Source organism: Nocardia puris (assembly GCF_003315035.1).
Classification (GTDB): domain Bacteria; phylum Actinomycetota; class Actinomycetes; order Mycobacteriales; family Mycobacteriaceae; genus Nocardia; species Nocardia puris.
The window spans coordinates 117,483-140,507 of the sequence record NZ_QNRE01000012.1; the positions used below are offsets into that span (position 1 = coordinate 117,483).

Below are 23,025 nucleotides of genomic sequence, written 5' to 3' on the forward strand. Positions count from 1 at the left end.
CTGCCCGGACCGAGAACTCGGTTCCGGGCAGCGGTTCAGATCCGGTGCGGCCCTTGTCCGTTGAACAGCGCCCCTACGCCTTGACCACGTAAGGCGCGATGCTGCCGAGCTTTTCGCAGGTCTCCTCGAACTCCCGCTCGGGCGTCGACTGCGCGACGATCCCCGCGCCCGCGCGCAGCCACGCACCCTCGGCGGTCTGGTAGACCGCGCGCAAGACGAGCGTGGCCTCCAGCGCACCCGTCGGTGAGATCGCCACCACCGCACCGGAATACAGTCCGCGTGGGCTGCCGTCGTTGCGGAACACCGAGTCCACGCCTTCGCGCTTGGGGATGCCCGAAGCTGTCACGGAGGGGAACAGCACCTCGAGCGCGTCCCAGCTGGAGCGGTCGGCGGCCAGCCTGCCGCGCACCGTGGAGGCCAGGTGCTGCACGCTGCCGCGCTCGCGCACCGCCATGAAGTCCGACACCACCGGCGTGCCCGGATCGGCCACGGCGCTGATCTCGCCGAACGATGTCTGCACGGAGAGCGCGTGTTCCACGATCTCCTTCGGATCGCTGAGCAGATCGGCGCGGGCGGCCATATCGGCCTCCAGTCCGCGGCCGAAGGCGCGGGTGCCGGCCAGCGGCTCGGTGGTGACCACGCGATCGTCGTCCACGGAGGCCACCAGCTCGGGACTGAAACCCGCCGCCTCGAGCCCGCCGAGGCGCAGCAGGAACGAACGCGCCGGGGTGTTGTGGGCCCGGCCGAGGCGGTAGGTGGCCGGCACGTCGACAGTGAACGGCAGCTCGACCTTCCTGGACAGGATGACCTTCTGATAGCGGCCCGCCCGGATCTCCTCGATCGCCGCGGCGACCCGGCCGTGATAGCCGGTGGCGTCCACGCGGATGTCGGCGGGTTGCGCGCTCGGCAGTTCGGCGTCCTGCGACGAGGCGATCAGATCGTGGATGTCGCCGGTCTCGGTAGGCGAAGCGCCCGCGACGCGAATGCCGGACTCGTCCACCCGGACCTCCACGCGCGGGATCATCAGCCGCGCCACGACGGTCCGCTCATCCAGATACGCGGTGGCGTCCAGCGACCACGCGCAGAATTCGAACCCGATCCACCCGTAGGCCCGGCGGCCCTCGGTCTGGAGCAGGCCCAGCGCCTGATCCAGCGCCTGCGCGGGCGAACCGGACCACGGGCGCACCGTGGTCTCCCCGTCCCAGGTGACGCGCAGTTCGCGCGCCGTCAACTCGATTCCGCCGATCGGATCGGCCGCGAAGATCCACTCCCCCGGGCGCTCGTACATGACGTACTCGCCGAACCTGTCCGCTGCCGCCAGCCGGGACATCGCTGCCGCCGGATCGGTCACATACTCAACGCGCACGCGTTCGCCCGTGGTCGACAACGATCCTCCAAGTAATGCTGAACCCACTTCGAGAGGTAAGGTTAGCATTACCTGACTGTTGCCACGCTGTGCGCGCTGCCACAGGCGAACCATCTTGCCCGCCCTTCCCGCCCCCGTCACGCCCCGATTCCAACTCGCCGCGCGGAGTGCCTGCGCACCGGCCCGCGGCAGGCTTGAATGGGAGGAGCGTCACTGCGGAGGGAAGAGCATCGATGATCGAACACCGCGGCGACCCGTCGACGACGACGAGGTCCGCCACCGAACCGCGCTCGGTGGTTGCGCTGGTCGACGCCGCCTCCGGGGTCGAGCGCGATCTCATCGGGTCCTGGCTCGGCGCGGGCGGGATCGCCCGCGAGACGGGCGTGGGCGCGCCCGTCACCCAGCTGGACCTGGACCCGCGCGCCGTCGCCGAACGGCTGGCGGGCCGCCGCGACGATCCGCTGGTGGTGCCCGTGCGGGTGCTCTGGCTGCCGCCGGAACGAGATGGCGTGCGACGATTGACGTTCGCCGATCTGGCCATGCTCACCAACCCCCGCAAACCGCACCGGCTGGCGCAGCGGCGGCTGGTGCGCCGCCATCCCGACCGGCACGCGGTGATCATCGGTCAACCCGCCCTGCTCAGCGAACTGCGGGCCAATAACCCGGAGGCCGCGGCCCTGCACGCCGCGGGCACCACCGAACCGCTGGCCCGCGCGGTGGTGCGCGCCGCGGTGGTGGCGCTGGAACGCGCCGAGCGCACCGTCATCGGTGACCGGTACAAGGTGCCGCGGCTGGTCACCGAGGAGATTCTCGACTCGCCCGATTTCCTGCGCCGCCTCGAGTACATCGCCGACAGCATCGGCGAGGACCCGCAGGAGGTCTACCGCCGCGCGGAGAAATGCCTCGGCGAACTCGTCGCCGCGCAGAGCAGGCTGGTGTCGGACCTGTTCACCCAGGCCATGCGGCCGGTGCACGCCTCGACGTGGAAGGTGGACACCGACGAGTCCGGCCTGGTCGCGCTGCGCGCCCTCAACCGTCGCTACCCGCTGGTCTTCCTGCCCTCGCACCGCTCCTACGTCGACGCGTTCGTGCTCGGAGACGTGCTGGCGCGCAACGACTTCCCGCCCAACCACGTGATCGGCGGCGCGAACCTGCGGTTCTGGCCGATGGGCCCGATCGCCCGGCGCACCGGCACCGTCTTCATCCGCCGCAGCTTCGGCGACGACGAGGTGTACAAGGCGGTGGTCGAGGAGTACTTCGCCTACCTGCTGGCCAAACGATTCAATCTGGAGTGGTACTTCGAGGGCGGCCGCACCCGCACGGGCAAGCTGCGCCCGCCCCGCTACGGCCTGCTCAACTACCTGGCCTCGGCGGTGCGCGCCGACCGCGTCGACGACGTGATGCTGGTGCCCGTCTCCATCACCTACGAACGGCTCAACGAACTCGGCGCGATCGCCACCGAACAGGTCGGCGGCACCAAGAAGCCCGAGGGCCTGACCTGGCTGGCCAGATACATTCGCAATCAGCAACATTCGGCCGGTCACGTCTACGTGCGCTTCGGCGAGCCGCTCTCGGCGCGCGACCGGCTCGCCGCGCACGGTGATCCGCTCGCCGCACCCCGGGTGTCGATTCCGTTGCACAGCATCGACTCCGGGCGCGACTCGGTCGCCGAGGAGGACGCCGAGATCGCCGAGCTCGAGCGCAAAGCCGTGCAGCGGTTGGCCTTCGAGGTCGCCGTGGGCATCAACGCGGTCACCCCGATCACGGTCAACGCGCTCGTCACGCTGGCGCTGCTCGGTGTGCACGAGCGCGCGCTCACCCTCGGCGAGGTGCGGGCCCTGCTCGCGCCGGTGCTCGGCTACATCGCCGAACGCGGACTGCCCAGCGGCGAGATCGACGCCCTGCGCGACGAACAGAACCTGGCCGTGGTGCTGGAACAGCTCTCGGTGGCCAAGGTGGTGACCGTGTACCGGGGCGGGCTCGAGCCGGTGTACTCCATCGAGAGCGGCGCGCACCTCGAGGCCGCGTTCTACCGCAACAGCGCGGTCCACTGGTTCGTCAACCGCGCCATCCTGGAACTGTCCATCCTGGCCGCGGTGGACGCCGGCGAACCCGATCAGCTCCAGTTCGGCTGGGACGAGGCGTTCCGGCTGCGCGACCTGCTCAAGTTCGAGTTCTTCTTCCCCGACCGGGCCGAGTTCACCGCGCAGATCACCAGGGAAGTGCTGCTCATCGATCCGGAGTGGAACACCCGCACCCGCAAGAACACCCTCGGCGCCGATGTGCTCGGCAAGCTCACCGCCTCGGGCTTCATGATGGCCCACCGTGTGCTGCGCTCGTTCGTCGACGCGCAACTGGTGGTGGCCGAGCGGCTCGCGGCGCGTGACGCGGCCGAGGAGATCGACCGCAAAGAGTTCCTGGCCGAATGTGTTTCGGTGGGCAAGCAGATGTTGCTGCAACAGCGGCTGCACAGCCCGGAGTCGGTGTCGACCGAATTGTTCGGCAGCGCACTCAAACTCGCCGACAACTACGGGCTGCTGGCGCCGGTGTCGAGCGAGTCGGCCAAGGACCGGTCCGAACTCACCGAGCGCCGGAGGGAATTCGCGGCCAGGCTGCGTTCGATCGGCGCGCGCATCACGCAGGCCGCCGCGCTCGACCCGTCCAACATCCCGGGCCGGGAGGCGTGATGAGCCACGCCGCCGCCCCCGAACCCGCCGAACCGGAACGCGCCGCACCGGCCGATCTGGCGGCCACGCTGGCCGCCATCCGCTCCGGACCGCACGGCCCCGGGATCGCGGCGTTCTTCGACCTCGACGCCGTGCTGGACGGCTTCCGGCGCCCCTGGTACCGGCGGCTGCGCGGTGGCAACGGTGTGGAGTCGACGCTGCTGGCCGGACTGCGCGACGGGCTGACCGACGGCGAGTACAGCCGCTTCCTGCAACAGCTCTCGCACACACTGGCGGGACTGCCCGAGGACGAGGCCGACGAACTCGGCACCCGGCTGTTCCGCCGCACCGTCTACGGGCACTTGTATCCCGAAGCGTGGCAACTGATCCGTACGCACGAGGCGGCCGGGCACACCGTGGTGCTGACCAGCGCGCTCACCCGGTTCCAGGCCGAGCCGGTCGCCGCCGAACTCGGCGTCGACCGGGTGCTGTGCACCACCATGTCCACCGAGGACGGCGTGCTCACCGGATATCCCGAGGGAAAGACCCTGTGGCGCAACGGGAAGGCCGACGCCGTGCGCGCCTTCGCCGACTCTGCCGACGTGGACCTCAGCGCCAGCTGGGCCTATGGCTCCGACCTGGCCGACCTCCCGCTGCTCACGCTGGTGGGCCACCCGGTCACAGTGAACCCCGAGCGCGGGCTCGGCGCCGCCGCCGACGAGAACGCCTGGACCGCACTGTCTTTCCGCCCGCGTCACGCGCCGCGGGTACTCGACTACGTGCGCACGGTCGCGGGCTTGGCCGCGCTGCTCGGTGGCGCCCTGTTCGGCGTGGTCGCCAAGTCCTACACGCGGCAGCGCCGCAAGATGGCCGATGCCCTGATGGCCTACGGCACCGGCGCGACATTACGGGTGCTGGGCGTGCGATTGCGGATCACGGGAGCGGAGCACGCGCGGGCACCGCGACCAGCGGTGTTCCTGTTCAACCACCAGAGTCAATTCGACGTGATCATCGTGCCCAAAGTGCTCGGCGGCGGCGTCACCGGCATCGGGAAAAAGGAACTCACCCGCAATCCGATTTTCGGCCCGCTCATGCGCTTCGTCGGGGTGACATTCATCGATCGGTCCGATACCTCGCGCGCCAAAGCGGCGCTGGCGCCGGTGGTGGAGACTCTGCGCGGCGGCCTTTCCATCGCGATCTCGCCCGAAGGCACCCGCTCCTACACACCGGAAGTGGGGGCGTTCAAGAAAGGCGCATTTCATATCGCGATGCAGGCGGGCGTTCCGGTGATCCCGGTGGTGATCCGCAACGCGGGGGAGATCTCCTGGCGCAATTCGATGGTGGCGCGGCGCGGCACGGTGGATGTGGCGGTGCTGGCCCCGATCGACGTGAGCGGGTGGAATCCGGCCGATCTGGACGACCGGGTGGAGCAGGTCAGGCGGCTTTTCCTGGAAACGCTGGTGGAGTGGCCGGATTCGAGCATCCAGTGATGTGAGTCACATCGGATATCTCGTGCCTTGACCTGAATATTCGTTGAGGTCTCACGATGGGATCCACACCGAGCACGTCGATCCCATCGGGAGGACACCATGACAACCACCACCGCGAACCCGGCCTCCACCGGTTCCTTCACCGACCGCATCCCCGCCCTGAGCCGCAAGGTCGCCGTCGTCGGCGCGGTCGTGGGCGCTGTGCTGGTCAACCTGGTCATCTGGTTGATCGGCGAAGCCGCGGGTGGGTCGTTCACCACCGTCGACGGTGACACCACCATCGACGTCGCCCCCGGCGGCGTGATCGTCCTGTCGGCCGTGCCGATGGCGATCGGGCTGACCGCCGCGGCCCTGCTGGCCTACAAGTGGGTCGGCGCGCTGCGCCTGGCCGCCGTGATCGGTTCGGCGCTGTCGCTGGCGACCATCGGCCTGACCGTCACCACCGACTTCGACACCCCGTCCATGGTGGCGCTGTCGGTCATGCACGTGGTGCTGGTGCCGGCCCTGGTGATCGCCACCGAGGGGATGCGCCGCAAGCTGCTGGAGCGCTGAATGCCCGGCGAATGCGACACGGCCCCGCATCCGATGGATGCGGGGCCGTTTGTCGTCCGGGCTACTGAACCGAGCGGCCGAACAGCAGCTTCCACGGCATGAGCGCCGACTCCAGCTGCACCTTGAGGCTCATCTTGGACGCGCCCTTGGTGCGCTCCTCGAACCGGATCGGCACCTCCGCGATGCGGAAGCCCTTCTTCACGGTCCGGTAGTTCATCTCGACCTGGAAGGAGTAGCCGTTGCTGCGGATGCCCGCCACGTCGATGGCGCGCAGGGTGTCGGCCCGCCACGCCTTGAATCCGGCGGTGGCGTCCTTCACGCCGAGGCGCAGGATGAGGTTGACGTAGAAGTTGGCCCAGGCCGAGAGCGCCTTGCGGTACCACTTCCATTCCTCGGCGGTGGAGCCGCCGGGTACGTAGCGGGACCCGAGGACGACGCCCGCGTCGCCTTCGTCCAGCTTGTCCAGCATGGCCGGGATGACCTCGGCGGGGTGGGAGAGATCGGCGTCCATCTGGATCACCACGTCGGCACCCTCGTCGAGCGCGCGGCTGATGCCCGCCACGTAGGCGCGGCCCAGACCGTCCTTCTCGGTGCGGTGCAGCACGCCGACGACGTTGGGCAGTTCGGCGGCCAGCTTGTCGGCGACCTCGCCGGTGCCGTCCGGCGAATTGTCGTCGACCACCAGGATGTGCAGATCCGACACCGGCAGCGCGGTCAGCCGCTCCACCGCCACCGGCAGATTCTCCCGCTCGTTGTAGGTCGGCACAACAACGGTAACCCTCAAGGGTCGCCCTCCCTGCTCACCTGGTCGAGCCCGCAGCCCACAGCGGGCGCCGAGCGTTCGTCGATTTCCAGTCACCGTACTCGATCCACCTGACGGACTCCTGAGCGGATACGGCGACCGACCAGCGTAACGCACCCCCGCCGAACGCCACGATCCCCCGCACCGAATCAGCCGCCACCCCCGAAACCCGAAACCCGTTGCCCCCACAGGGGAGCCAACGCCTTCGGCGCATTGCTCAGCATCGCGCGCCCCCACGAAGAGGTCATGGCAGCTCTCCGAGCAGTCCACCTCAGGCCCGCAACATCCCCACCCAACGCAACCACCCACGGAGGGGGTCCGGGGGCGAAGCCCGCGGGGCGGGGTGTGGGGGTCGCACCCCCACAAGACACTTGAAATGAGCGAAGGCCCATGCCCTGAATGGGCATGGGCCTCGCGGCGAATGGAACGTGGCCAGGGCCGGGATCGAACCGGCGACCTTCCGCTTTTCAGGCGGACGCTCGTACCAACTGAGCTACCTGGCCGCAGGCACCCGTTCGGAATGCCATACGCGAAGCGCCGGATTTCTCCGGCGCTTACTTGCGACCCTGACGGGACTCGAACCCGCGACCTCCGCCGTGACAGGGCGGCGCGCTAACCAACTGCGCCACAGGGCCTTGCTGTGCTTCCAACGATCCGAAGACCGTACCCCCTACGGGATTCGAACCCGCGCTACCGCCTTGAAAGGGCGGCGTCCTAGGCCGCTAGACGAAGGGGGCTCGTCCCGGGTTTCCCCGGACCGGCTTTCAACGGCTGTCCGTTGGGAGCTCGCATAGCTTATGACAGGGTCGGCGAGCTTTCCAAATCGCCTGGTCACAGGCCCAGTCCGAGCTCTTCGAGGCGGGCCGACGCGCGCCACCCGTGCAGGCGGAATTTCTCGCCCCACTCGGGGGTCGCCATGGAGTCGACGATGACCTCGAGCACTTCGGTGAAGCGAGAGCGCAGATCGGAGGCGCCGCCGAGCAGATCCATCATGTAGCGCTGGCCGGCCAGGGCGGCGGCGAGCGTGCGGGTGAACCGGTCGGGGTCGGCGTCGGCGCGCAGCTGCCCGTGTTCGATGGCGCGCACGGCGAGCACGCGGGTGGCGCGGCCGAGGATGCGCCCGCCGCCGGCGGGGACGTCACGGTAGAAGTCGGGTTCGATGATGAGCCGGTACTCGGCTTGCACGATGATGTCGTGTTCGAGCCGCAGCGCCATCTCGTCGACGATGCCGTGCAGGATGTCGAGGGGACCCAGATCCGTTCGCGCGAGCCAGCGTTCCGCCGACGAGCGATAGCGCTCGACGGCCGTGTCGAGCACGGCGCGCGCCAGGTCCTCCTTGGAGTCGAAGTGGAAGTACATGGCGCCCTTGGTGGCGCGCGATCCTTCCAGAATGCGGTTGAGCGATGCCGCGGCATAACCGCTCTTGCCGAACTCTACGGCGGCGGACCTGATTATCGCCGCACGTGTCCGGCGGGCCCGCTCTTGTTGCCGTGCCATGCTCGAAACGCCTCCGAAGCCACTCGCCACCAATCGGCGCTCCCCCGGAAGGAAACGAACCTTTGGCGCGAAGTCATGCGATTGATCAATACTTCAAACCGGGTTTTCGCCCGATTTCAAACTTTGGGTACGAAAACTGAGGGAAAACCTGAAACACACCGGCTGGTATAGTTTTCCTGCCCGGGTGCGCCGCAGGGGGTGCGCATCCGGGCATTACGTCGTCTCGGCTCAGCCTCCTGCGGCATAGACTCCTTGTTCGCCACGATCGGGCATCCCGGTCGCGACACGTTCGGGCCCAACAACGACAGGTTCAATTCCGAACCCCCGGCAGCAACGGCGATTCTTCCGGAATTCACCAAGGCGTCACCGTACCCGGAATCCGCCGCCGACACGCGGCAAACCGTGCAGCCGACCGCCCGAAACGCGCCGATATCCGTGACAGCAAACATCGCGCAATCGGAGTGCCCGGGCTGCGGGCCGCGCGAATTCGCCAGCGTCGCAGCGGCGTTCACGACGGCCACCACCGCGCACCGGCGTGCGGACACCACGCCGGTGACCACCCGGGGCGCGGGGCGCCGCCCCACGCGAAGGTGACCCCTGACGATCCAAAGCCAGTGGTAGACAACATGATTCGATGATATCCAGGTTATACCGGATTGAACAAAGCCGTACAGGTGACAATTACCGGCACCATCGTGTCCGGGCCCCTCGCCGTTACCACCGGCCCGCGCATCCGGCACCCGAATCCCCTTGCCTCGCACACCGGATCGGCGGGCGGCGCCGCCGGGATCGCCCGCACCCGTTCCCCAGAGGAACCGGTGCGCGAAACGCACGATGCTCCATATCTACCAGACGGGACACCGGAATCGGCGGGACAGCGGCCCGGGGAACTCCCCAGACGAACGGCGAGCGCGCACGGCTCGCCCCAATCGACGGTGCCCCCTGTAGGACTCGAACCTACGACCTAGTGATTAAAAGTCACCAGCTCTACCAACTGAGCTAAAGGGGCTCGGCACGACAGCATAGCGGACCGTCCGCGACGGGCACGAACGCATTGTCACCTCGCGTCCGCGGCCTCCGGCGGTGCCGCGAGCCGGGCGCGCCGCGACGCCGCAGGTGAAAGCTTCCCCGCGAAGTATCGCGGCCGGAACCTTCGGCGAATCCCGGTTCAACCCATAGGATCTCGCCCATGAAGAAAAACGCACACCGCACGATCTCCATCCTCGCCGGAGCCGCCATCGCCGCCGTGCTCCCCCTCGTGGCCGCCGGTCAGGCCGCCGCGAACCCGGTCGACGAGGCCTACGTGCAGGCGGCGAAGCAGGCCTGCGCGGACGCGGGCTACCAGTACGACACGAGCCTCGCCGTCACCGGGTTCCGCCCGGCGTCGGTGCAGTGCGTCGACGACACGCGCCTGGCCTCGGTGTTCGTGCCGATCGCCAACGGCACGGCCTGCACCATCCTCGACGGCCTCACCACCCGCGAGGGCCGGGCGCTCGACGGGGCCTGCCTGCCCGCCTGATCCAGGTCGGGCCCGGAGGCGGCAGCCCCAGCGTGACCACGCGGGGCCCGACCGGGTTCAGGCCCATCGGACACCGCCTGATTCGCGGCGCGACGCGTGCTCACAGCAAAGGGGAAACCCCACACGCCACGCGGGGTTTCCCCTACTGTGAGCGCGTCACGGGCACACCCGGGGCATCCATTCGACACAGGTGGAGCTGATGACTTCCTTCGACGAACTGCTCTCCAACGTTCCCATCGGACAGATCGCCCAGAAGCTGGGCGTCGACGAGGCCACCGCGAGCTCCGCGGTGCAGGCCGCGCTGCCGACCCTGCTCGGCGGGTTGCAGGCCAACGCCACCCAGCCCGAGGGCGCCGCCTCGCTGGTCGGCGCGCTCGGCAAGCACGACGGCGAGCTGGTGTCCGGCGCGGGCGCGGTCGACATCGAGCAGGTCGACGTCGCCGACGGCGCCAAGATCGTGGACAACGTCTTCGGCGCGGAGAAGAACACCGTGATCAGCGCCCTCGGCGCCACCGAAGGCACCGGCGGCAACGACCTGGTGGCCAAACTGCTGCCCATCCTCGCGCCCATCGTGCTCGCCTACCTGGCCAAACAGATGGGCGGCGGCGGTGCGGCGGCCCCGCAGGCGCCCGCGCCGTCCTCCGGTGGCGGTGGGATCGGCGACATCCTCGGCGGACTGCTCGGCGGCAGCGGCAACAGCGGCGGCATCGGCGGCGCGATCGGCGAGGCCCTCGCCAAGAACGCGGGCGGCGCGATCGGCAGCGTGCTCGGCGGACTGCTCGGCGGCAAGCGCTGACGCCCCCGGGTGTCGGTGCCCGGCTAACACCCCCCGGCCCGCAGCGATAGACCCTTCGCTGCGGGCCGGCCCCTCTCCGTACATCGGACACCGGACCGTGCCGGGCCTACACTCAGGACAGGCACACCTTCGTCAGCGCAGACGTATGAAGTGTCACACAGAGCACCTGAAGTAAGCCGGATGCGTTTCGCATCACACCTACGGTCCCGTAAGGTATGGCTGCATCAGCACGGTCAAACCCCGGGGGAGCCGACCTGCAAAAGCGTGCACGCACTCAATGAAGGGCTATTACATGGCAAGGGATCTGACTCAACTCGAGCTTCTGACGGAGTTGGAGCCGGTTGCCGAAGAGAACGTCAACCGGCACCTCTCCCTGGCGAAGGAATGGCATCCGCACGACTACGTCCCGTGGGACGAGGGCCGCAACTTCGCGGCGCTCGGCGGCATCGACTGGGACCCCGAACAGTCCCGCCTGAGCGAGGTCGCCAAGGCGGCCATGATCACCAACCTGCTCACCGAGGACAATCTCCCCTCCTACCACCGCGAGATCGCCGAGAACTTCTCCCAAGACGGCGCCTGGGGCACCTGGGTCGGCCGCTGGACCGCCGAGGAGAACCGGCACGGCATCGTGATGCGCGACTACCTGGTGGTCACCCGCGGCGTGGACCCCGTCGCCCTCGAAGAGGCGCGCATGATCCACATGACCAACGGCTTCGCCTCCCCCACCGAAGCCGACGCGGGCTTCCTGCACTCGGTCGCCTACGTCACCTTCCAGGAGCTGGCCACCCGCGTCAGCCACCGCAACACCGGCAAGGTCTGTGACGACCCGATCGCCGACCGCATGCTCCAGCGCGTGGCCGCCGACGAGAACCTGCACATGATCTTCTACCGGAACATGTGCGGCGCGGCGCTGGACCTCGTGCCCGACCAGGCGCTCGACGCCATCACCCTGATCCTGGAGAACTTCCAGATGCCGGGCGCCGGCATGCCCAACTTCCGCCGCAACGGCGTGCTGATGGCCAAGCACGGCATCTACGACCTGCGCCAGCACCTGGAGGAGGTCGTCAACCCGGTGCTGAAGAAGTGGCGCATCTTCGAGCGCGACGATTTCAGCGCGCGCGGCGAGGAAGTCCGCGAGCGCCTGGGCAACTTCCTGGAGAAGCTGTCCAAGGACGTCGTGAAGTTCGAAGAGCAGCGCGACCGCATGCTCGCGCGCGAGGCGAAGAAGGCCGAACTGGCTGGCGCCGCCGCGGGCTGATCCGCGAAACGACGAGAGCGCGCCGCCCCGGGAACGAATCCCGGGGCGGCGCGCTCTCGTCGTGTCCGACGTCAGTTCAGTGAGAGGGCGCCGTCGGAGCCGCCCACGTCGGTGATCTTCCAGTCCGAGTTCTCGTCCAGGGTCACGGTGTAGGTGACCGTGGTCTGCGCGCCCTCGGGGGTCTGCGCGTTGGTGGAGTTCACGGTGACGAAGACGTTCACCTTGTAGACGCCGTTCTCCTGCGACATCACCTTCGCCGAGATGGGCGCGGCGGTGGAGGTCCACTTCAGCGGGATCAGGATCTGCTCCAGCTTGGGCGCGGTGGCGTCGAACTTGGTGGACAGCTGCGGGGTGGTGTTGGCCTTCAGCTTGCCGACCCAGGCGTTGATGTCCTGGTAGTTCACCGTCGCGGCGCCCACCGCGTACTCGGTGGCGACCTGTTCGGCGCGGGCGACGTCGGCGGCCTGGGCGTCGCGGTCGTCCAGATCGCCCTTGGCCGACCACCACATCACGCCGAACACCACCACCAGCGCCGCGAGGACGGCGACCGCCGCGCCCCACAGCAGCGAACTGAGGGGGATGGAGACGGCGGCGGGCTGGGACGTCGCGGCCGAAGCGGCCGGAGCGCTCGGCGCGGCGGGCGTCGAATCGCCCTGCTCCGGCGCCTGATCGTCCTTCTTCAGGTGGACGGTGTCCTTGTCGTCTGGGGTCACGTCCGATTCGCTGTCCTCGGCTGGCATGGGGGTACTCCGATGTCGTTTTTCGATGTCAGGACGAGGGCGGGCGGCCCGTGACGCCGCGGTGCCTTCTGTCCCAGACTATGCCGTCCTGCGATTTCGTCCCCCGCGAGGTCCCTCGTCGCGGCCCGGTGGGCCGGCACACACCAGCTTCTCCGCGTGGGCGACGACACCGCCGCAGGGGCGCGCGCGGGCGGTTGCCTCGGCAGTGACGCAGGCCCTTTGCCACACTGGAAGGCGTGACGATGACTACCGAAGCGCCCGTCGGCCTGCGGATCGGCCCCTACCCGGTCGACCCGCCGGTGGTGCTCGCGCCGATGGCTGGCATCACCAACCTGGCCTTCCGCAAGCTGTGCCGCGAGTTCGGCAGCTCCACCTCGATCTACGTGTGCGAGATGATCACCGCCCGCGCGGTGGTGGAGCGCAACGAGAAGACACTGCACATGATGTCCTTCGACGCCGACGAGCACCCGCGCTCGATGCAGCTCTACGGCGTGGATCCGGAGACGCTGGGTGAGGCCGTGCGGATCATCGTCGGCGAGGGTTGGGCCGACCACATCGACCTGAACCTCGGCTGCCCGGTGCCCAAGGTCACCCGCCTCGGCGGCGGTGCCGCGCTGCCCTACAAGCGCGCGCTGTTCGCCCGGATCGTGCGTGCGATGGTCGGGGCGGCCGAGCCGGCGGGCGTGCCGGTGACGCTGAAGTTCCGCATCGGCATCGATGACGACAACCTGACCTACCTGGACGCCGGCCGCATCGCCGAGGCCGAGGGCGCCCGCGCGGTCGCGCTGCACGCGCGCACCGCCGCGCAGCGCTACTCCGGGCAGGCCGACTGGACCGCCATCGCCCGGCTCAAGGAAGCCGTCACCACCATCCCGGTGCTCGGCAACGGCGACATCTTCTCCGCCGACGACGCGGTGCGCATGATGGCCGAGACCGGCTGCGACGGCGTCGTGGTCGGGCGCGGCTGCCTGGGCCGCCCCTGGCTGTTCGCGGAGTTGCAGGCCGCACTGCGCGGCGAACCACTGCCCACACCGCCGAACCTGGGCCGCGTCGGCGAGGTGCTGCACCGCCACGGCACGCTGCTGGCCGAACACCTCGGCGAGGAGAAGGCCATGCGGGATCTGCGCAAGCACATGGCCTGGTACCTGATGGGCTTCCCGGTGGGCGCCGATCTGCGCCGCGCCTTCGCCACCGTCTCGAGCGTCGCCGAACTCGGCGACCTCATCGCCCAACTCGACCCCACCGCACCGTTCCCCCGCGACGCGGAAGGCCCGCGCGGGCGGCAGGGCTCCCCCGGCAAGGTCGCCCTCCCCCACGGCTGGCTCGACGACCCCGACGACCCGGCCGTCCCCACCGCCGCCGACGTGATGCACAGCGGCGGCTGACACGCCACGATGCCGCCCTCGGCGGGCGCGCCCGGCGCACGCGCGACGCGCCGATCGTGCGAGATCGCGCACACCGATCGCGAGAAGTGCCACCGGGCCGGACGATCGATCGGGCAAATCGCCGTTAACACGATCGGCGCAGAACAGCGCGGACGCCGACGAATTCGCTACTATTCGGCTAACGGACAGCGACGAATAGCGAACGGCTTTGCGGCGTTATCGGATCCGCTCCCGGCTGGCCCGCCGTGGCGGAATCGTTATCATTGGCGAAATCGGTCATGCCGGTCGAGCTCGGCCCAGGCGGCGGCAAAGACGAAAAGCGAGGTTCGTTGGTGGGTGACGATCGGCACGGGCGTGCGCCAGGGCCCGGAGGTCGCGCCCCGTGGGAGCGCTATCCCGCGGCGGACACCGAGCACGACGGTGCGCGCACCGGCCGGCGCTCGCGCCATGCCGACGCCGCGGCCGACGCCGGCGGCGCCCCGCTGACCGTCCAGGATCTGGTGGAGAAGGTCGACAGCGAACGTGTCGGCCGCAGGCGCCGTCGCGCCGAGGCGCCGCCCAGCCGTCCCCTCGACGCCACTCCCCGCGCCGCGGCCACGCCGACCCGTCCGGCCGACCCGGTGCCGCAGCGCCGCGCCCCCGAACCCACCCGGCGTGCCGACGAACAGCCGCGCGGGCGGCGCGCACCCGAGTCCGATCCGCCGGAGCACGCCCGCACCCGCCGCGCGTCCGATCCGGCCGAGCACGCCCGTACGCGTCGAGCGCCCGAGTCCGTCGACCCACGCCGCGCCCCCGCCTCTCCCGGCCCGGACAAGCGAACCCGCGCCCACCGTGCGCCGGAATCGGTAGATCCCCGCCGCGCCCCCGAAGGCCTCGACGAGCGAGCCCGCACCCCGCACGAATCGATCGACCCGCGCCGCGCGCCCGAATCACTCGCGCCCGACGAGTCGACCCGGTCTCGCCGATCGCCGAACGCGAACCGCTCCCCCGACGCAGCCGGACCCGAGTCCGTTCACCGCGCGCCGGCATCCCCCGGCCCCGACGACGCCCGCACGCGCCGCGCCCCCGAGGCCGCACCCCGCCGCGCGGAGAAGGCCCGCAAGAACGCGCCGCGCCGCGCCGCCTCACCCGTCGTCGACGACATCACCGGCGCCGCCCCCGCGCCGCGCCGCCTCGATGCGGAGCCCGCCGAGGCCGTCACCGACATCATCCCGCCGGTCGTCGAACCCGACGACGAGCCCGCCGAGAAGCGCACCACCGAGACCGGCTGGCCCACCACGGAAACCGTCGAGGCCAAGCCGTCCAGCGGTAAGGCCGCACCCAAACCCGTCGGCACCCAGCCGCTCTCGCGCCTGGCCGCGGCCAAACAGCGCCGCAGCCGCAGGCTCCGTGCCATGGGCCGCTCCACCGCGGCGGTGTTCGCGGTGCTCGCGCTGCTGATCACGGGAGGCGGCTGGAGCTATCTGCGTACGACCGGCAACAGCTTCACCCAGGTCTCCGCCGTGGACGGCAGCACCGAGGACGTCGTCGACTCCGCCGCCCAGCTCGGCGACGAGAACTATCTGATCGTCGGCACCGACACCCGGGCTGGCGTCAACGGGCAGATGGGCGCGGGCACTCTCGCGGACGCGGAGGGCGCGCGCGCCGACACCGTGATGCTGGTGCACATTCCGCAGAACCGCCAGCGCGTCGTGGCCGTCTCCTTCCCCCGCGATCTGGATGTGACCCGCCCGAAATGTGAGCGCTGGGACAACGACGAAGGCGATTACACGGGCGAGATGTACCCGTCGGCGATGGGCGACAAGCTCAACGCCGTCTACGCGCTGGGCGGCCCGCGGTGCCTGGTGGACGTGATTCGCAAGATGACCGGCTTGCAGATCGGGCACTTCATCGGCATCGACTTCGCCGGTTTCGAAGCGATGGTGAACACCATCGGCGGCGTCGAGGTGTGCGCGAACAAGCCGATCGAGGACAGCGTGCTCGGGACCGTCATCGCCAACACGGGCAGGCAACGGGTCGACGGCCAGACCGCGCTGAACTACGTACGCGCCCGCCACGTCTACGGCGAGGAGCGCAGCGACTACGACCGCATCAACCGCCAGCAGCGCTTCCTGGCCTCGCTGCTGCGCGAATCTCTGTCGAGTCGGGTGCTGTTCGATCCGGGACGTCTGAATCGGTTCATCAACGACTTCACCAATCACACCTGGGTCGACAAAGTCACCCCACAAGATCTGCTGACGCTGGGCCGCTCACTGCAAAAAGTCGACGCGGGTGCCGTCACGTTCCTGACCGTGCCCACCGCAGGCACCACCTCCTACGGCAACGAGATCCCTCGGGAGACCGATATCAAGGCCATCTTCAAGGCCATCCGCGACGATCAGCCGCTGCCGGGCGAGAAGCCGCCCGCAGCTCCCGATCCGGCCACCACGACGTCGGCCCCGCCCGCGCCCCCGACCTATATCGCGGTCGATCCCAGCACCGTCTCGGTGCAGGTTTCGAATGGCGCGGGCGTCACCGGCCTGGCCGGCGTCGCGGCCACCAGGTTGAGCAACCAGGGCTTCCAGATCTACACCACCGGGAACTACGCCGAAGGCGCATCCGCGACCACGAAGATCCGCTACGCGAGCGGGCACGAGGCCGAGGCCGCGACCGTGGCCAGCGCCATCCCCGGAGTTACTCTCGAAGTGGCCGACGAACTCGGCTCGATCATCGATGTGGTGGTCGGCGCCGACTCCGCGACCGGCCTGGTGGTGAACGCGCCGACACCGGTCGGCGACACCATCACCGATGTGCCCGCCACCAGCGCACCCGATACGACGCCGGTCACCCTTCCGTCCGACCTCGAGCATGTCAACGCCGGGGAGGATCTCTGCGACTGACAGCGGCACCGCCCCGGTGGACCGGCGCGCACCAGCCATTCACCCTCCGTTGGTGACTTGGACAGTGCTGGGAACTAATGTCTGGTTTCATGCGTGTCATCTACAACGAGCAAATGGCCGATCTCGCCCACCTGCTGGGCGAAATGGCCGGTCTCGCGGGTTCGGCGATGGACCGGGCCACCCAGTCGCTGCTCCAGGCCGACCTGGCTCTGGCCGAGCAGGTGATCACCGAATACGACCGGATCGCCGAGCTGATCGGCGACGCCGAGGAGAAGGCGTTCGCCCTACTGGCGCTCCAGGCGCCGGTCGCGGGCGACCTGCGTCAGGTGGTCAGCGCGATCCAGATCGTGCAAGACGTCAACCGGATGGGCGCGCTGGCCTTGCACGTGGCCAAGGTGACCCGCCGCAGGCACCCCAACCACGCGCTGCCCGAATCGGTGAACGGCTACTTCGCCGAGATGGGGCGCATCGCGGTCGCCATGGGCGCCTCGGCCCGCGAAGTGCTCGAGACGCGAGACCCCGAGCGCGCCGCACAACTCACCGAAGAGGACGAGGCGATGGACGACCTGCATCGCCACCTGTTCACCCTGCTCATGGACCGCGACTGGAAGTACGGCGTCGCGGCGGCCGTCGATGTCACGCTGTTGGGCCGCTATTACGAGCGCTTCGCCGACCACGCGGTGGAGATCGGGCGACGGGTGGTGTTCTTGGTGACGGGCGAACTGCCGGCCGACCCTGACGCCGAAAGCTAGGTTCGTCCGCCTCTCCGCGTTTCTGGCCTGCGTCAGGTGCGTGGAGGGTGTGGACGCGACAGGCGTTGGCGTGGGTGGCTGGGTTGGCCCGTCCCCGGTGAGTTACCCATGTTCTCGCGTGATACGTGGGTAGCGTCGGGCGTCCTGGCGGAGATCGACTGCTGGTCAAGGTGTTCCAACGAAATGGGCCCGCGTACACAGCGCGGGCCCATTTCGTCGAAACTCTTTATCCGAAGCGGCCGGAGATGTAGTCCTCCGTGGCCTTGTTTCCCGGGTTGGAGAAGATCTTCTCCGTGTCGTCGATTTCGATGAGCTTGCCGGGCTTGCCCTGGGCTTCCAGGTTGAAGAAGCCGGTCTGGTCGCTCACGCGGGCGGCCTGCTGCATGTTGTGGGTCACGATGACGATCGTGAACTCCTTCTTCAGCTCGGTGATCAGGTCCTCGATCGCGAGCGTGGAGATGGGGTCCAGGGCCGAGCAGGGCTCGTCCATGAGCAGCACGTCGGGCGAGACCGCGATGGCGCGGGCGATGCACAGGCGCTGCTGCTGACCGCCGGACAGGCCGCCGCCCGGCTTGTCGAGACGGTCCTTGACCTCGTTCCACAAGTTGGCCCCGCGCAGCGAACGCTCGGCGACCTCGTCGAGTTCGCTCTTGCCGCGCACGCCCTGCAACTTCAGGCCCGCCACCACATTGTCGCGAATGGACATGGTGGGGAACGGGTTCGGGCGCTGGAACACCATGCCGATGGTGCGGCGCACGCCCACCGGGTCCACCTGCGCGCCGTAGATGTCCTCGCCGTCGAGCAGCACCGCGCCCTCGACGCGCGCGTTCGGGGTCACCTCGTGCATCCGGTTGAGCGAACGCAGCACGGTGGACTTACCGCAGCCGGACGGACCGATGAAGGCGGTCACGCTGCGCGGCAACACGGTCAGGGCGACATCGGCCACGGCGTGGAACTTGCCGTAGTAGATGTTCAGGTCTTTGACGTCGATCCGCTTGGCCATTGTGGTTTCCGTTTCGCCTTCTATCGGTTCCGCGTGAGCAGCTTGTTGACACCGGCGGCCGCCACGTACAGCAGCGCGATGAGCAGGATCAGCGTGAGCGCCGCACCCCACACACGCTCACGTCCGGCGGCTTCGGGGTTGGCCAGCTCCTGGTAGATCATCAACGGCAGCGAGGCCATGTTGCCGTCGAAGAGATCGGTGTTGATCGACTTGCTGTAGCCGACCAGCACCAGAACCGGTGCGGTCTCACCCATGACTCGCGCCAGGGCGAGCAAAATACCGGAGATCATGCCCGGCAGCGCCGTCGGAATGACGATGCGCATGATGGTCTTCCACTTGGGGATGCCCAGCGCGTATGAGGCTTCGCGCAACTCGTCGGGGACGAGTTTCAGCATCTCCTCGGTGCTGCGCACCACCACCGGCAGCATGAGCAGCACCAGAGCCAGCGACACCGCGAACGAACTCTGCGGGAAACCGAGCGTGGCGATCCACAGCGCGAAGATGAACAGGGCCGCGACGATCGAGGGAACACCGGCGAGGATGTCGACCATGAAGGTGGTGACGCGGGCCAGTCTGCCCCGGCCGTATTCGACCAGGTAGACCGCGGCCATGATACCCAGCGGCACCGCGAGCACGGCGGCGACCGCCGACTGCACGACAGTGCCGTAGATCGCGTGGTAGACACCGCCGCCGGTCTGGTCGGGCAGGATGCCCCGCTGCGAATTCAGCCACCACTCCGAGGTCAGAATGGCGCCGATCCCCTTGCTGATCACCATCCACAGCACCCATCCCAGGGGGATGAGCGCGATGACGAAACAGAGCGTCACCAAGCCGGTGGCGAGGTGGTTGCGGATCCGGCGCCCGGTGCTGACGTGCCGGAAGGTGGGCGCCTTGACCGGCGCGTCGAACTTGGTCATTGTCGCCATCAGCCGTTCACCTTTCCGCCGGCGGCGAGCCGCGCCAGCGCGTTGACCACGAAGGTCAGTGCGAAGAGCACGAAGCCCGCCGCGATGTAGGCACCGGTCGGCAGCGGCGAGGAGAACTCCGCCGCCGAGGCCGCGATGCGGGACGCGAAGGTGTAGCCGCCGTCGAACAGCGACCATCCGCCCGCCTGCGCCGCGGTGCGCAGCACGACCAGAACCGCGATCGTCTCGCCGAGCGCGCGGCCCAAGCCGAGCATGGACCCGGCGATCACACCACTGCGGCCGTAGGGCAGTACGGTCATCCGCACCACTTCCCACTTGGTGGCGCCCAGCGCCTGCGCGGCCTCGATGTGCTCCCTCGGGGTGAGATGGAACACCTCACGCGACACCGAGGTGATGATCGGCAGGATCATCACCGCGAGCACCACACCCGCGGTGAAGATGGTGCCGCCGCCTGCGATGGAGACGTTGCCGTCGGAGAACAGGAAGAACCATCCGAGATTGTCGTTGAGGAAACGCTGCACCGGTTCCAGCTCAGGCGCCAGCACCAGAAATCCCCACAGGCCGAATACGATCGACGGCACCGCCGCCAGCAGGTCGACCAGCGTCGCGAAAGGCCGCGCTACCGACTTGTGAGCGTAGTGGGTCAGGAACAGCGCGATGCCGACACCGATCGGCACCGCGATCACCAGGGCGAACACCGAGCTCAGCACCGTGACCATGAACAAGTCGCGAATACCGAAGCGCAGGTGGTCGGCGTCGGAAGTGTTGAATTCGGTGCTGGTGAAGAAGTTCGCTTCGTTCGCCATGACCGAGGGCACCGCGCGGATCAGCAGGAACAGCGCGATCAGCGCGATCGCGGCCACGATGGTCGCACCGGCCGCCGTCGCCAGCGATCGGAAGATCACTTCATAGCGCTCGTTCGGAGCGGCGCGTCGCGGGGCAGGCTTATCAGCCTTCGGTTCGCTCGACATAGGCGCAGTATCTCCAGCCGCCCGCGGGCTCGTCGAGTCCGACGAGCCCGCGGGGGTCACCTCAGGGTGCACGGTCATGGCAGCGCGACGATCAGGAGATCGCGTTGATCGCGGTGGTCAGGCGGGTCTTGAACTGGTCCGGGATCGGGATGTATCCGTTGTCCTCGAGACCGGTCTGGCCGTTGGTGACCGCCGAGGTCAGGAATGCCTTGACCGCGGTGGCGGTGTCGGCGTCGGCGTACTTCGAGCACACGATCTCGTAGGTGGCCAGCATGATCGGGTACGAGCCCGCCTCGGTGGGCGTGTAGAACGAGCTGGTGTCGAGCACCAGGTCGTTGCCCTCTCCCTTGATCTTCACGCCGTCGATGGCCTTGCCCGCGGTCTCGACCGTGAGTTCCACCGGGTCCGGACCGGCCGAGGTGACGATCTGGGCGACCGACAGGTTCTGCGCCTTGGCGAAGGACCACTCGTTGTAGGTGATGGAGCCGGGGGTGCCCGCGATGGCGGCCGAGGTACCCTCGTTGCCCTTCGCGCCCTCACCGACGCCGCCGGCGAAGCTCTTGCCGCCGCCCTTGCCCCAGGCGCCGTCGGAGGCGGCATCCAGGTAGAGCTGGAAGTTGTCGGTGGTGCCCGACTCGTCGGAGCGGTAGATCACCTTGATGGTGTCGCCGGGGAGGGTGACGCCCGGGTTGAGGGCCGCGATCTCGGGGGCGTTCCAGGTGGTGACGGTGCCGTTGAAGATCTTGGCGGCGGTCGGGCCGTCGAGTACCAGGTCGGACACACCGGCCAGGTTGTAGGTGATCGCGATCGGGCCGAACACGGTGGGCAGATTCCACGCCGGAGCCCCGCAGCGCTCCTCGGCCTTGGCGTACTCGCCCTTGGACTCGCTCAGCGGGGAGTCGGAGCCGCCGAAATCGGTCTGGCCGCCGACGAATTCGTTGACGCCCGCACCCGAGCCGCTGGACGTGTAGTTGAGCGTGAAGCCCTCGCAGTTGGCCTCGTAGGCGGCGATGAAGCGCTCCATGGCGTTCTTCTGCGCCGACGCGCCACTGGCCTTGAGGGCCTCCTTGCCTCCGCACTCGAGGTCGGAGTTGACCGACACATTGCCGGTAGTAGAGGTGTTGTCGTCGCTGCCACAAGCCACGAGCGGCATGGAGACCGCGGCCAGCACACCGACGAAGGCGCTGCTGCGCTTGAAATTCACTATTCCTCCGGGAATCGCGTCCGACTCGCCCGGTCCCTCACCGGCCCGGGCGGGTGTTGTGGTGCCGTTCGCGGGGAACTTGCGCACCAGGCAGCTCGCACTGCCCACAAGTAACGTAGATTCGCCCGGTTGACAGTTGGACCAGGCTGGGTGAACGCAAGGTGAACAGCCCGGCGCGATTCCGCCCGTTATGTGTGATGTTTGCCGCAGCTTTACTGCCCGTGCCCGCAATAGTCCCGCACCGGCCGCTCGGCGGCCGTGCGGATCGGCCTGGGCCTGCCGCTCATTCGGGTGCCGAGTAGGCCACATCGACGTGCGCGACCGCGAACCCGAGGCGGGTGTAGGTGTGCACGGCGGCGGCGTTGTCGGCCTCGGTGTAGAGCAGTACCTCGCCGAGCCCGCGGTCGCGCAGGTGGCGCAGGCCCGCCAGCGTGAGCAAGCGCCCGAGCCCGCGCCCCTGGGTGGCCGGATCGATCCCCACCACGTACACCTCGCCGACCGGCGGCCGCTCGTCGAGATGCACCTTGGTCCAGTGGAACCCGAGCACCGTGCGCTCGTCGGCGGCGGTGGCGATGAACAGGCCCGCCGGGTCGAACCACGGCTCCGCGCGGCGCACCGCGATATCGCGCTCGGTCCACGCGCCCTGCTCGGGGTGCCAGGCGAAGGCGGCACCGTTGACGCGCAACAGCTCGGCGTCGTCGTCCGGTCCGGCGTAGGTGCGCAACCGCACGCCGTCCGGCACCGTCAGTTCCGGTAGCTCCGGCGTTGCCAAAGACCTGCGCATCTGCCACAGCTCCCGCGCCGTGACCAGCCCGAGCCGCGCCGCGACGGCCTTGGCGGCGGGCCGGTCGCCGTGCGCCCACACCCGCGCGCCCACACCGCCTTCGGCCAGCGCCGCGCGCACCAGCTCGGTGCCCAGGCCCTGGCCGCGCGCGGACGGCGCGACCGCCGCCTCCGCCATCGCCGGATGATCGCCGTGACCGGGCACGAGATTCGCGTATCCGGCGATCACGCCGTCGCGCTCGGCCACCAAGTGCCGCGCCGCGCCGGATTCGCCGAGCGACAGCACGGCCTGCTCGGAGACCGGTGCCACACCGTCGGCGCCGGTGGCCTCGGCGAGCAGCGCGCGCACCGCGTTCGCGGTCGCCGGGTCCACGTCATCGATCCATCGCCGCTGGGCCACGGGCCGTCCTCTCTGGCTGGTCGCCCGCGCCGGGCG

Annotated in this window: 19 protein-coding genes and 4 tRNA genes; 9 read left to right on the forward strand and 14 right to left on the reverse strand. The window is 69.0% G+C overall.

The window, feature by feature from the left end:
- Window positions 1-73: 73 nt before the first annotated feature.
- A complete protein-coding gene (locus DFR74_RS25640) occupies window positions 74-1,387 on the reverse strand; it encodes a salicylate synthase (RefSeq protein ID WP_067513010.1) in 1,314 nt (437 codons plus the stop codon).
- A gap of 212 nt (window positions 1,388-1,599) precedes the next feature.
- Here DFR74_RS25640 and DFR74_RS25645 point away from each other — a divergent pair, with 212 nt between their 5' ends.
- The 3 genes from DFR74_RS25645 to DFR74_RS25655 all read left to right on the forward strand — a co-directional run bounded on the left by DFR74_RS25645 (window position 1,600) and on the right by DFR74_RS25655 (window position 6,074).
- On the forward strand, window positions 1,600-4,053 hold the full coding sequence (locus DFR74_RS25645; RefSeq protein WP_084538062.1) for a glycerol-3-phosphate 1-O-acyltransferase: 2,454 nt from the start codon (window positions 1,600-1,602) through the stop codon (window positions 4,051-4,053).
- On the forward strand, window positions 4,053-5,522 hold the full coding sequence (locus DFR74_RS25650) for an HAD-IB family hydrolase (RefSeq protein WP_084538061.1): 1,470 nt from the start codon (window positions 4,053-4,055) through the stop codon (window positions 5,520-5,522). The genes DFR74_RS25645 and DFR74_RS25650 overlap by 1 nt, the downstream gene beginning before the upstream one ends.
- Window positions 5,523-5,621: 99 nt before the next feature.
- Window positions 5,622-6,074, forward strand: a complete 453-nt coding sequence (locus tag DFR74_RS25655) for a DUF6069 family protein (RefSeq protein WP_067513008.1) — start codon at window positions 5,622-5,624, stop codon at window positions 6,072-6,074.
- Window positions 6,075-6,135: 61 nt separating this feature from the next.
- Here the strand turns inward: DFR74_RS25655 and DFR74_RS25660 are convergent, their stop codons facing one another.
- From DFR74_RS25660 to DFR74_RS25690, 7 genes are all read right to left on the reverse strand, one after another.
- On the reverse strand, window positions 6,136-6,858 hold the full coding sequence (locus DFR74_RS25660; protein ID WP_228790244.1) for a polyprenol monophosphomannose synthase: 723 nt from the start codon (window positions 6,856-6,858) through the stop codon (window positions 6,136-6,138).
- A gap of 447 nt (window positions 6,859-7,305) precedes the next feature.
- Window positions 7,306-7,379: transfer RNA gene (locus DFR74_RS25665), tRNA-Phe, on the reverse strand.
- Window positions 7,380-7,437: 58 nt separating this feature from the next.
- Window positions 7,438-7,511: transfer RNA gene (locus DFR74_RS25670), tRNA-Asp, on the reverse strand.
- A 29-nt stretch (window positions 7,512-7,540) separates the two neighbouring features.
- Window positions 7,541-7,613: transfer RNA gene (locus DFR74_RS25675), tRNA-Glu, on the reverse strand.
- A gap of 94 nt (window positions 7,614-7,707) precedes the next feature.
- The gene (locus tag DFR74_RS25680; RefSeq protein ID WP_067513005.1) at window positions 7,708-8,373 is read right to left on the reverse strand and encodes a TetR family transcriptional regulator; all 666 of its coding nucleotides are present in this window, start codon (window positions 8,371-8,373) and stop codon (window positions 7,708-7,710) included.
- Window positions 8,374-8,489: 116 nt separating this feature from the next.
- A complete protein-coding gene (locus tag DFR74_RS35590) occupies window positions 8,490-8,885 on the reverse strand; it encodes a hypothetical protein (RefSeq protein WP_147265925.1) in 396 nt (131 codons plus the stop codon).
- Between the two features lie 424 nt (window positions 8,886-9,309).
- Window positions 9,310-9,382: transfer RNA gene (locus tag DFR74_RS25690), tRNA-Lys, on the reverse strand.
- A gap of 180 nt (window positions 9,383-9,562) precedes the next feature.
- Between DFR74_RS25690 and DFR74_RS25695 the strand changes: the two genes are divergently transcribed.
- The 3 genes from DFR74_RS25695 to DFR74_RS25705 all read left to right on the forward strand — a co-directional run bounded on the left by DFR74_RS25695 (window position 9,563) and on the right by DFR74_RS25705 (window position 11,946).
- Window positions 9,563-9,892: a hypothetical protein gene (locus DFR74_RS25695; RefSeq protein ID WP_067513001.1), complete on the forward strand. Its 330-nt coding sequence runs from the start codon at window positions 9,563-9,565 to the stop codon at window positions 9,890-9,892.
- Window positions 9,893-10,091: 199 nt separating this feature from the next.
- A complete protein-coding gene (locus DFR74_RS25700) occupies window positions 10,092-10,688 on the forward strand; it encodes a DUF937 domain-containing protein (RefSeq protein WP_067513076.1) in 597 nt (198 codons plus the stop codon).
- A 292-nt stretch (window positions 10,689-10,980) separates the two neighbouring features.
- Complete coding sequence (locus DFR74_RS25705; protein WP_067513074.1) at window positions 10,981-11,946, forward strand: acyl-ACP desaturase; 966 nt, start codon at window positions 10,981-10,983, stop codon at window positions 11,944-11,946.
- A gap of 71 nt (window positions 11,947-12,017) precedes the next feature.
- Here DFR74_RS25705 and DFR74_RS25710 read toward each other — a convergent pair whose 3' ends face one another.
- Window positions 12,018-12,686 carry a hypothetical protein gene (locus DFR74_RS25710; protein ID WP_232331876.1) on the reverse strand — a complete coding sequence of 223 codons (669 nt, stop codon included), beginning with the start codon at window positions 12,684-12,686 and terminating at the stop codon, window positions 12,018-12,020.
- 242 nt (window positions 12,687-12,928) lie between these two features.
- Between DFR74_RS25710 and dusB the strand changes: the two genes are divergently transcribed.
- From dusB to phoU, 3 genes are all read left to right on the forward strand, one after another.
- On the forward strand, window positions 12,929-14,071 hold the full coding sequence (gene dusB / locus DFR74_RS25715; RefSeq protein WP_113975296.1) for a tRNA dihydrouridine synthase DusB: 1,143 nt from the start codon (window positions 12,929-12,931) through the stop codon (window positions 14,069-14,071).
- Between the two features lie 332 nt (window positions 14,072-14,403).
- Window positions 14,404-16,950 carry an LCP family protein gene (locus tag DFR74_RS25720; RefSeq protein ID WP_233444461.1) on the forward strand — a complete coding sequence of 849 codons (2,547 nt, stop codon included), beginning with the start codon at window positions 14,404-14,406 and terminating at the stop codon, window positions 16,948-16,950.
- 89 nt (window positions 16,951-17,039) lie between these two features.
- The gene (phoU, locus tag DFR74_RS25725; protein ID WP_067504789.1) at window positions 17,040-17,702 is read left to right on the forward strand and encodes a phosphate signaling complex protein PhoU; all 663 of its coding nucleotides are present in this window, start codon (window positions 17,040-17,042) and stop codon (window positions 17,700-17,702) included.
- A 226-nt stretch (window positions 17,703-17,928) separates the two neighbouring features.
- On the opposite strand, the gene pstB is transcribed toward phoU, so the two are convergent.
- The 5 genes from pstB to mshD form a co-directional block, all read right to left on the reverse strand.
- A complete protein-coding gene (gene pstB, locus DFR74_RS25730) occupies window positions 17,929-18,705 on the reverse strand; it encodes a phosphate ABC transporter ATP-binding protein PstB (protein ID WP_067504783.1) in 777 nt (258 codons plus the stop codon).
- Between the two features lie 20 nt (window positions 18,706-18,725).
- On the reverse strand, window positions 18,726-19,631 hold the full coding sequence (gene pstA, locus DFR74_RS25735; protein WP_407675156.1) for a phosphate ABC transporter permease PstA: 906 nt from the start codon (window positions 19,629-19,631) through the stop codon (window positions 18,726-18,728).
- A complete protein-coding gene (gene pstC / locus DFR74_RS25740; protein WP_407675157.1) occupies window positions 19,631-20,602 on the reverse strand; it encodes a phosphate ABC transporter permease subunit PstC in 972 nt (323 codons plus the stop codon). Before pstC ends, pstA begins: the two co-directional genes overlap by 1 nt.
- 91 nt (window positions 20,603-20,693) lie before the next feature.
- Window positions 20,694-21,806 (reverse strand): phosphate ABC transporter substrate-binding protein PstS, encoded by a 1,113-nt coding sequence (gene pstS, locus DFR74_RS25745; protein ID WP_113975287.1) that lies wholly within the window; start codon window positions 21,804-21,806, stop codon window positions 20,694-20,696.
- Between the two features lie 283 nt (window positions 21,807-22,089).
- A complete protein-coding gene (mshD, locus tag DFR74_RS25750) occupies window positions 22,090-22,989 on the reverse strand; it encodes a mycothiol synthase (RefSeq protein WP_195125312.1) in 900 nt (299 codons plus the stop codon).
- Window positions 22,990-23,025: the final 36 nt, after the last annotated feature.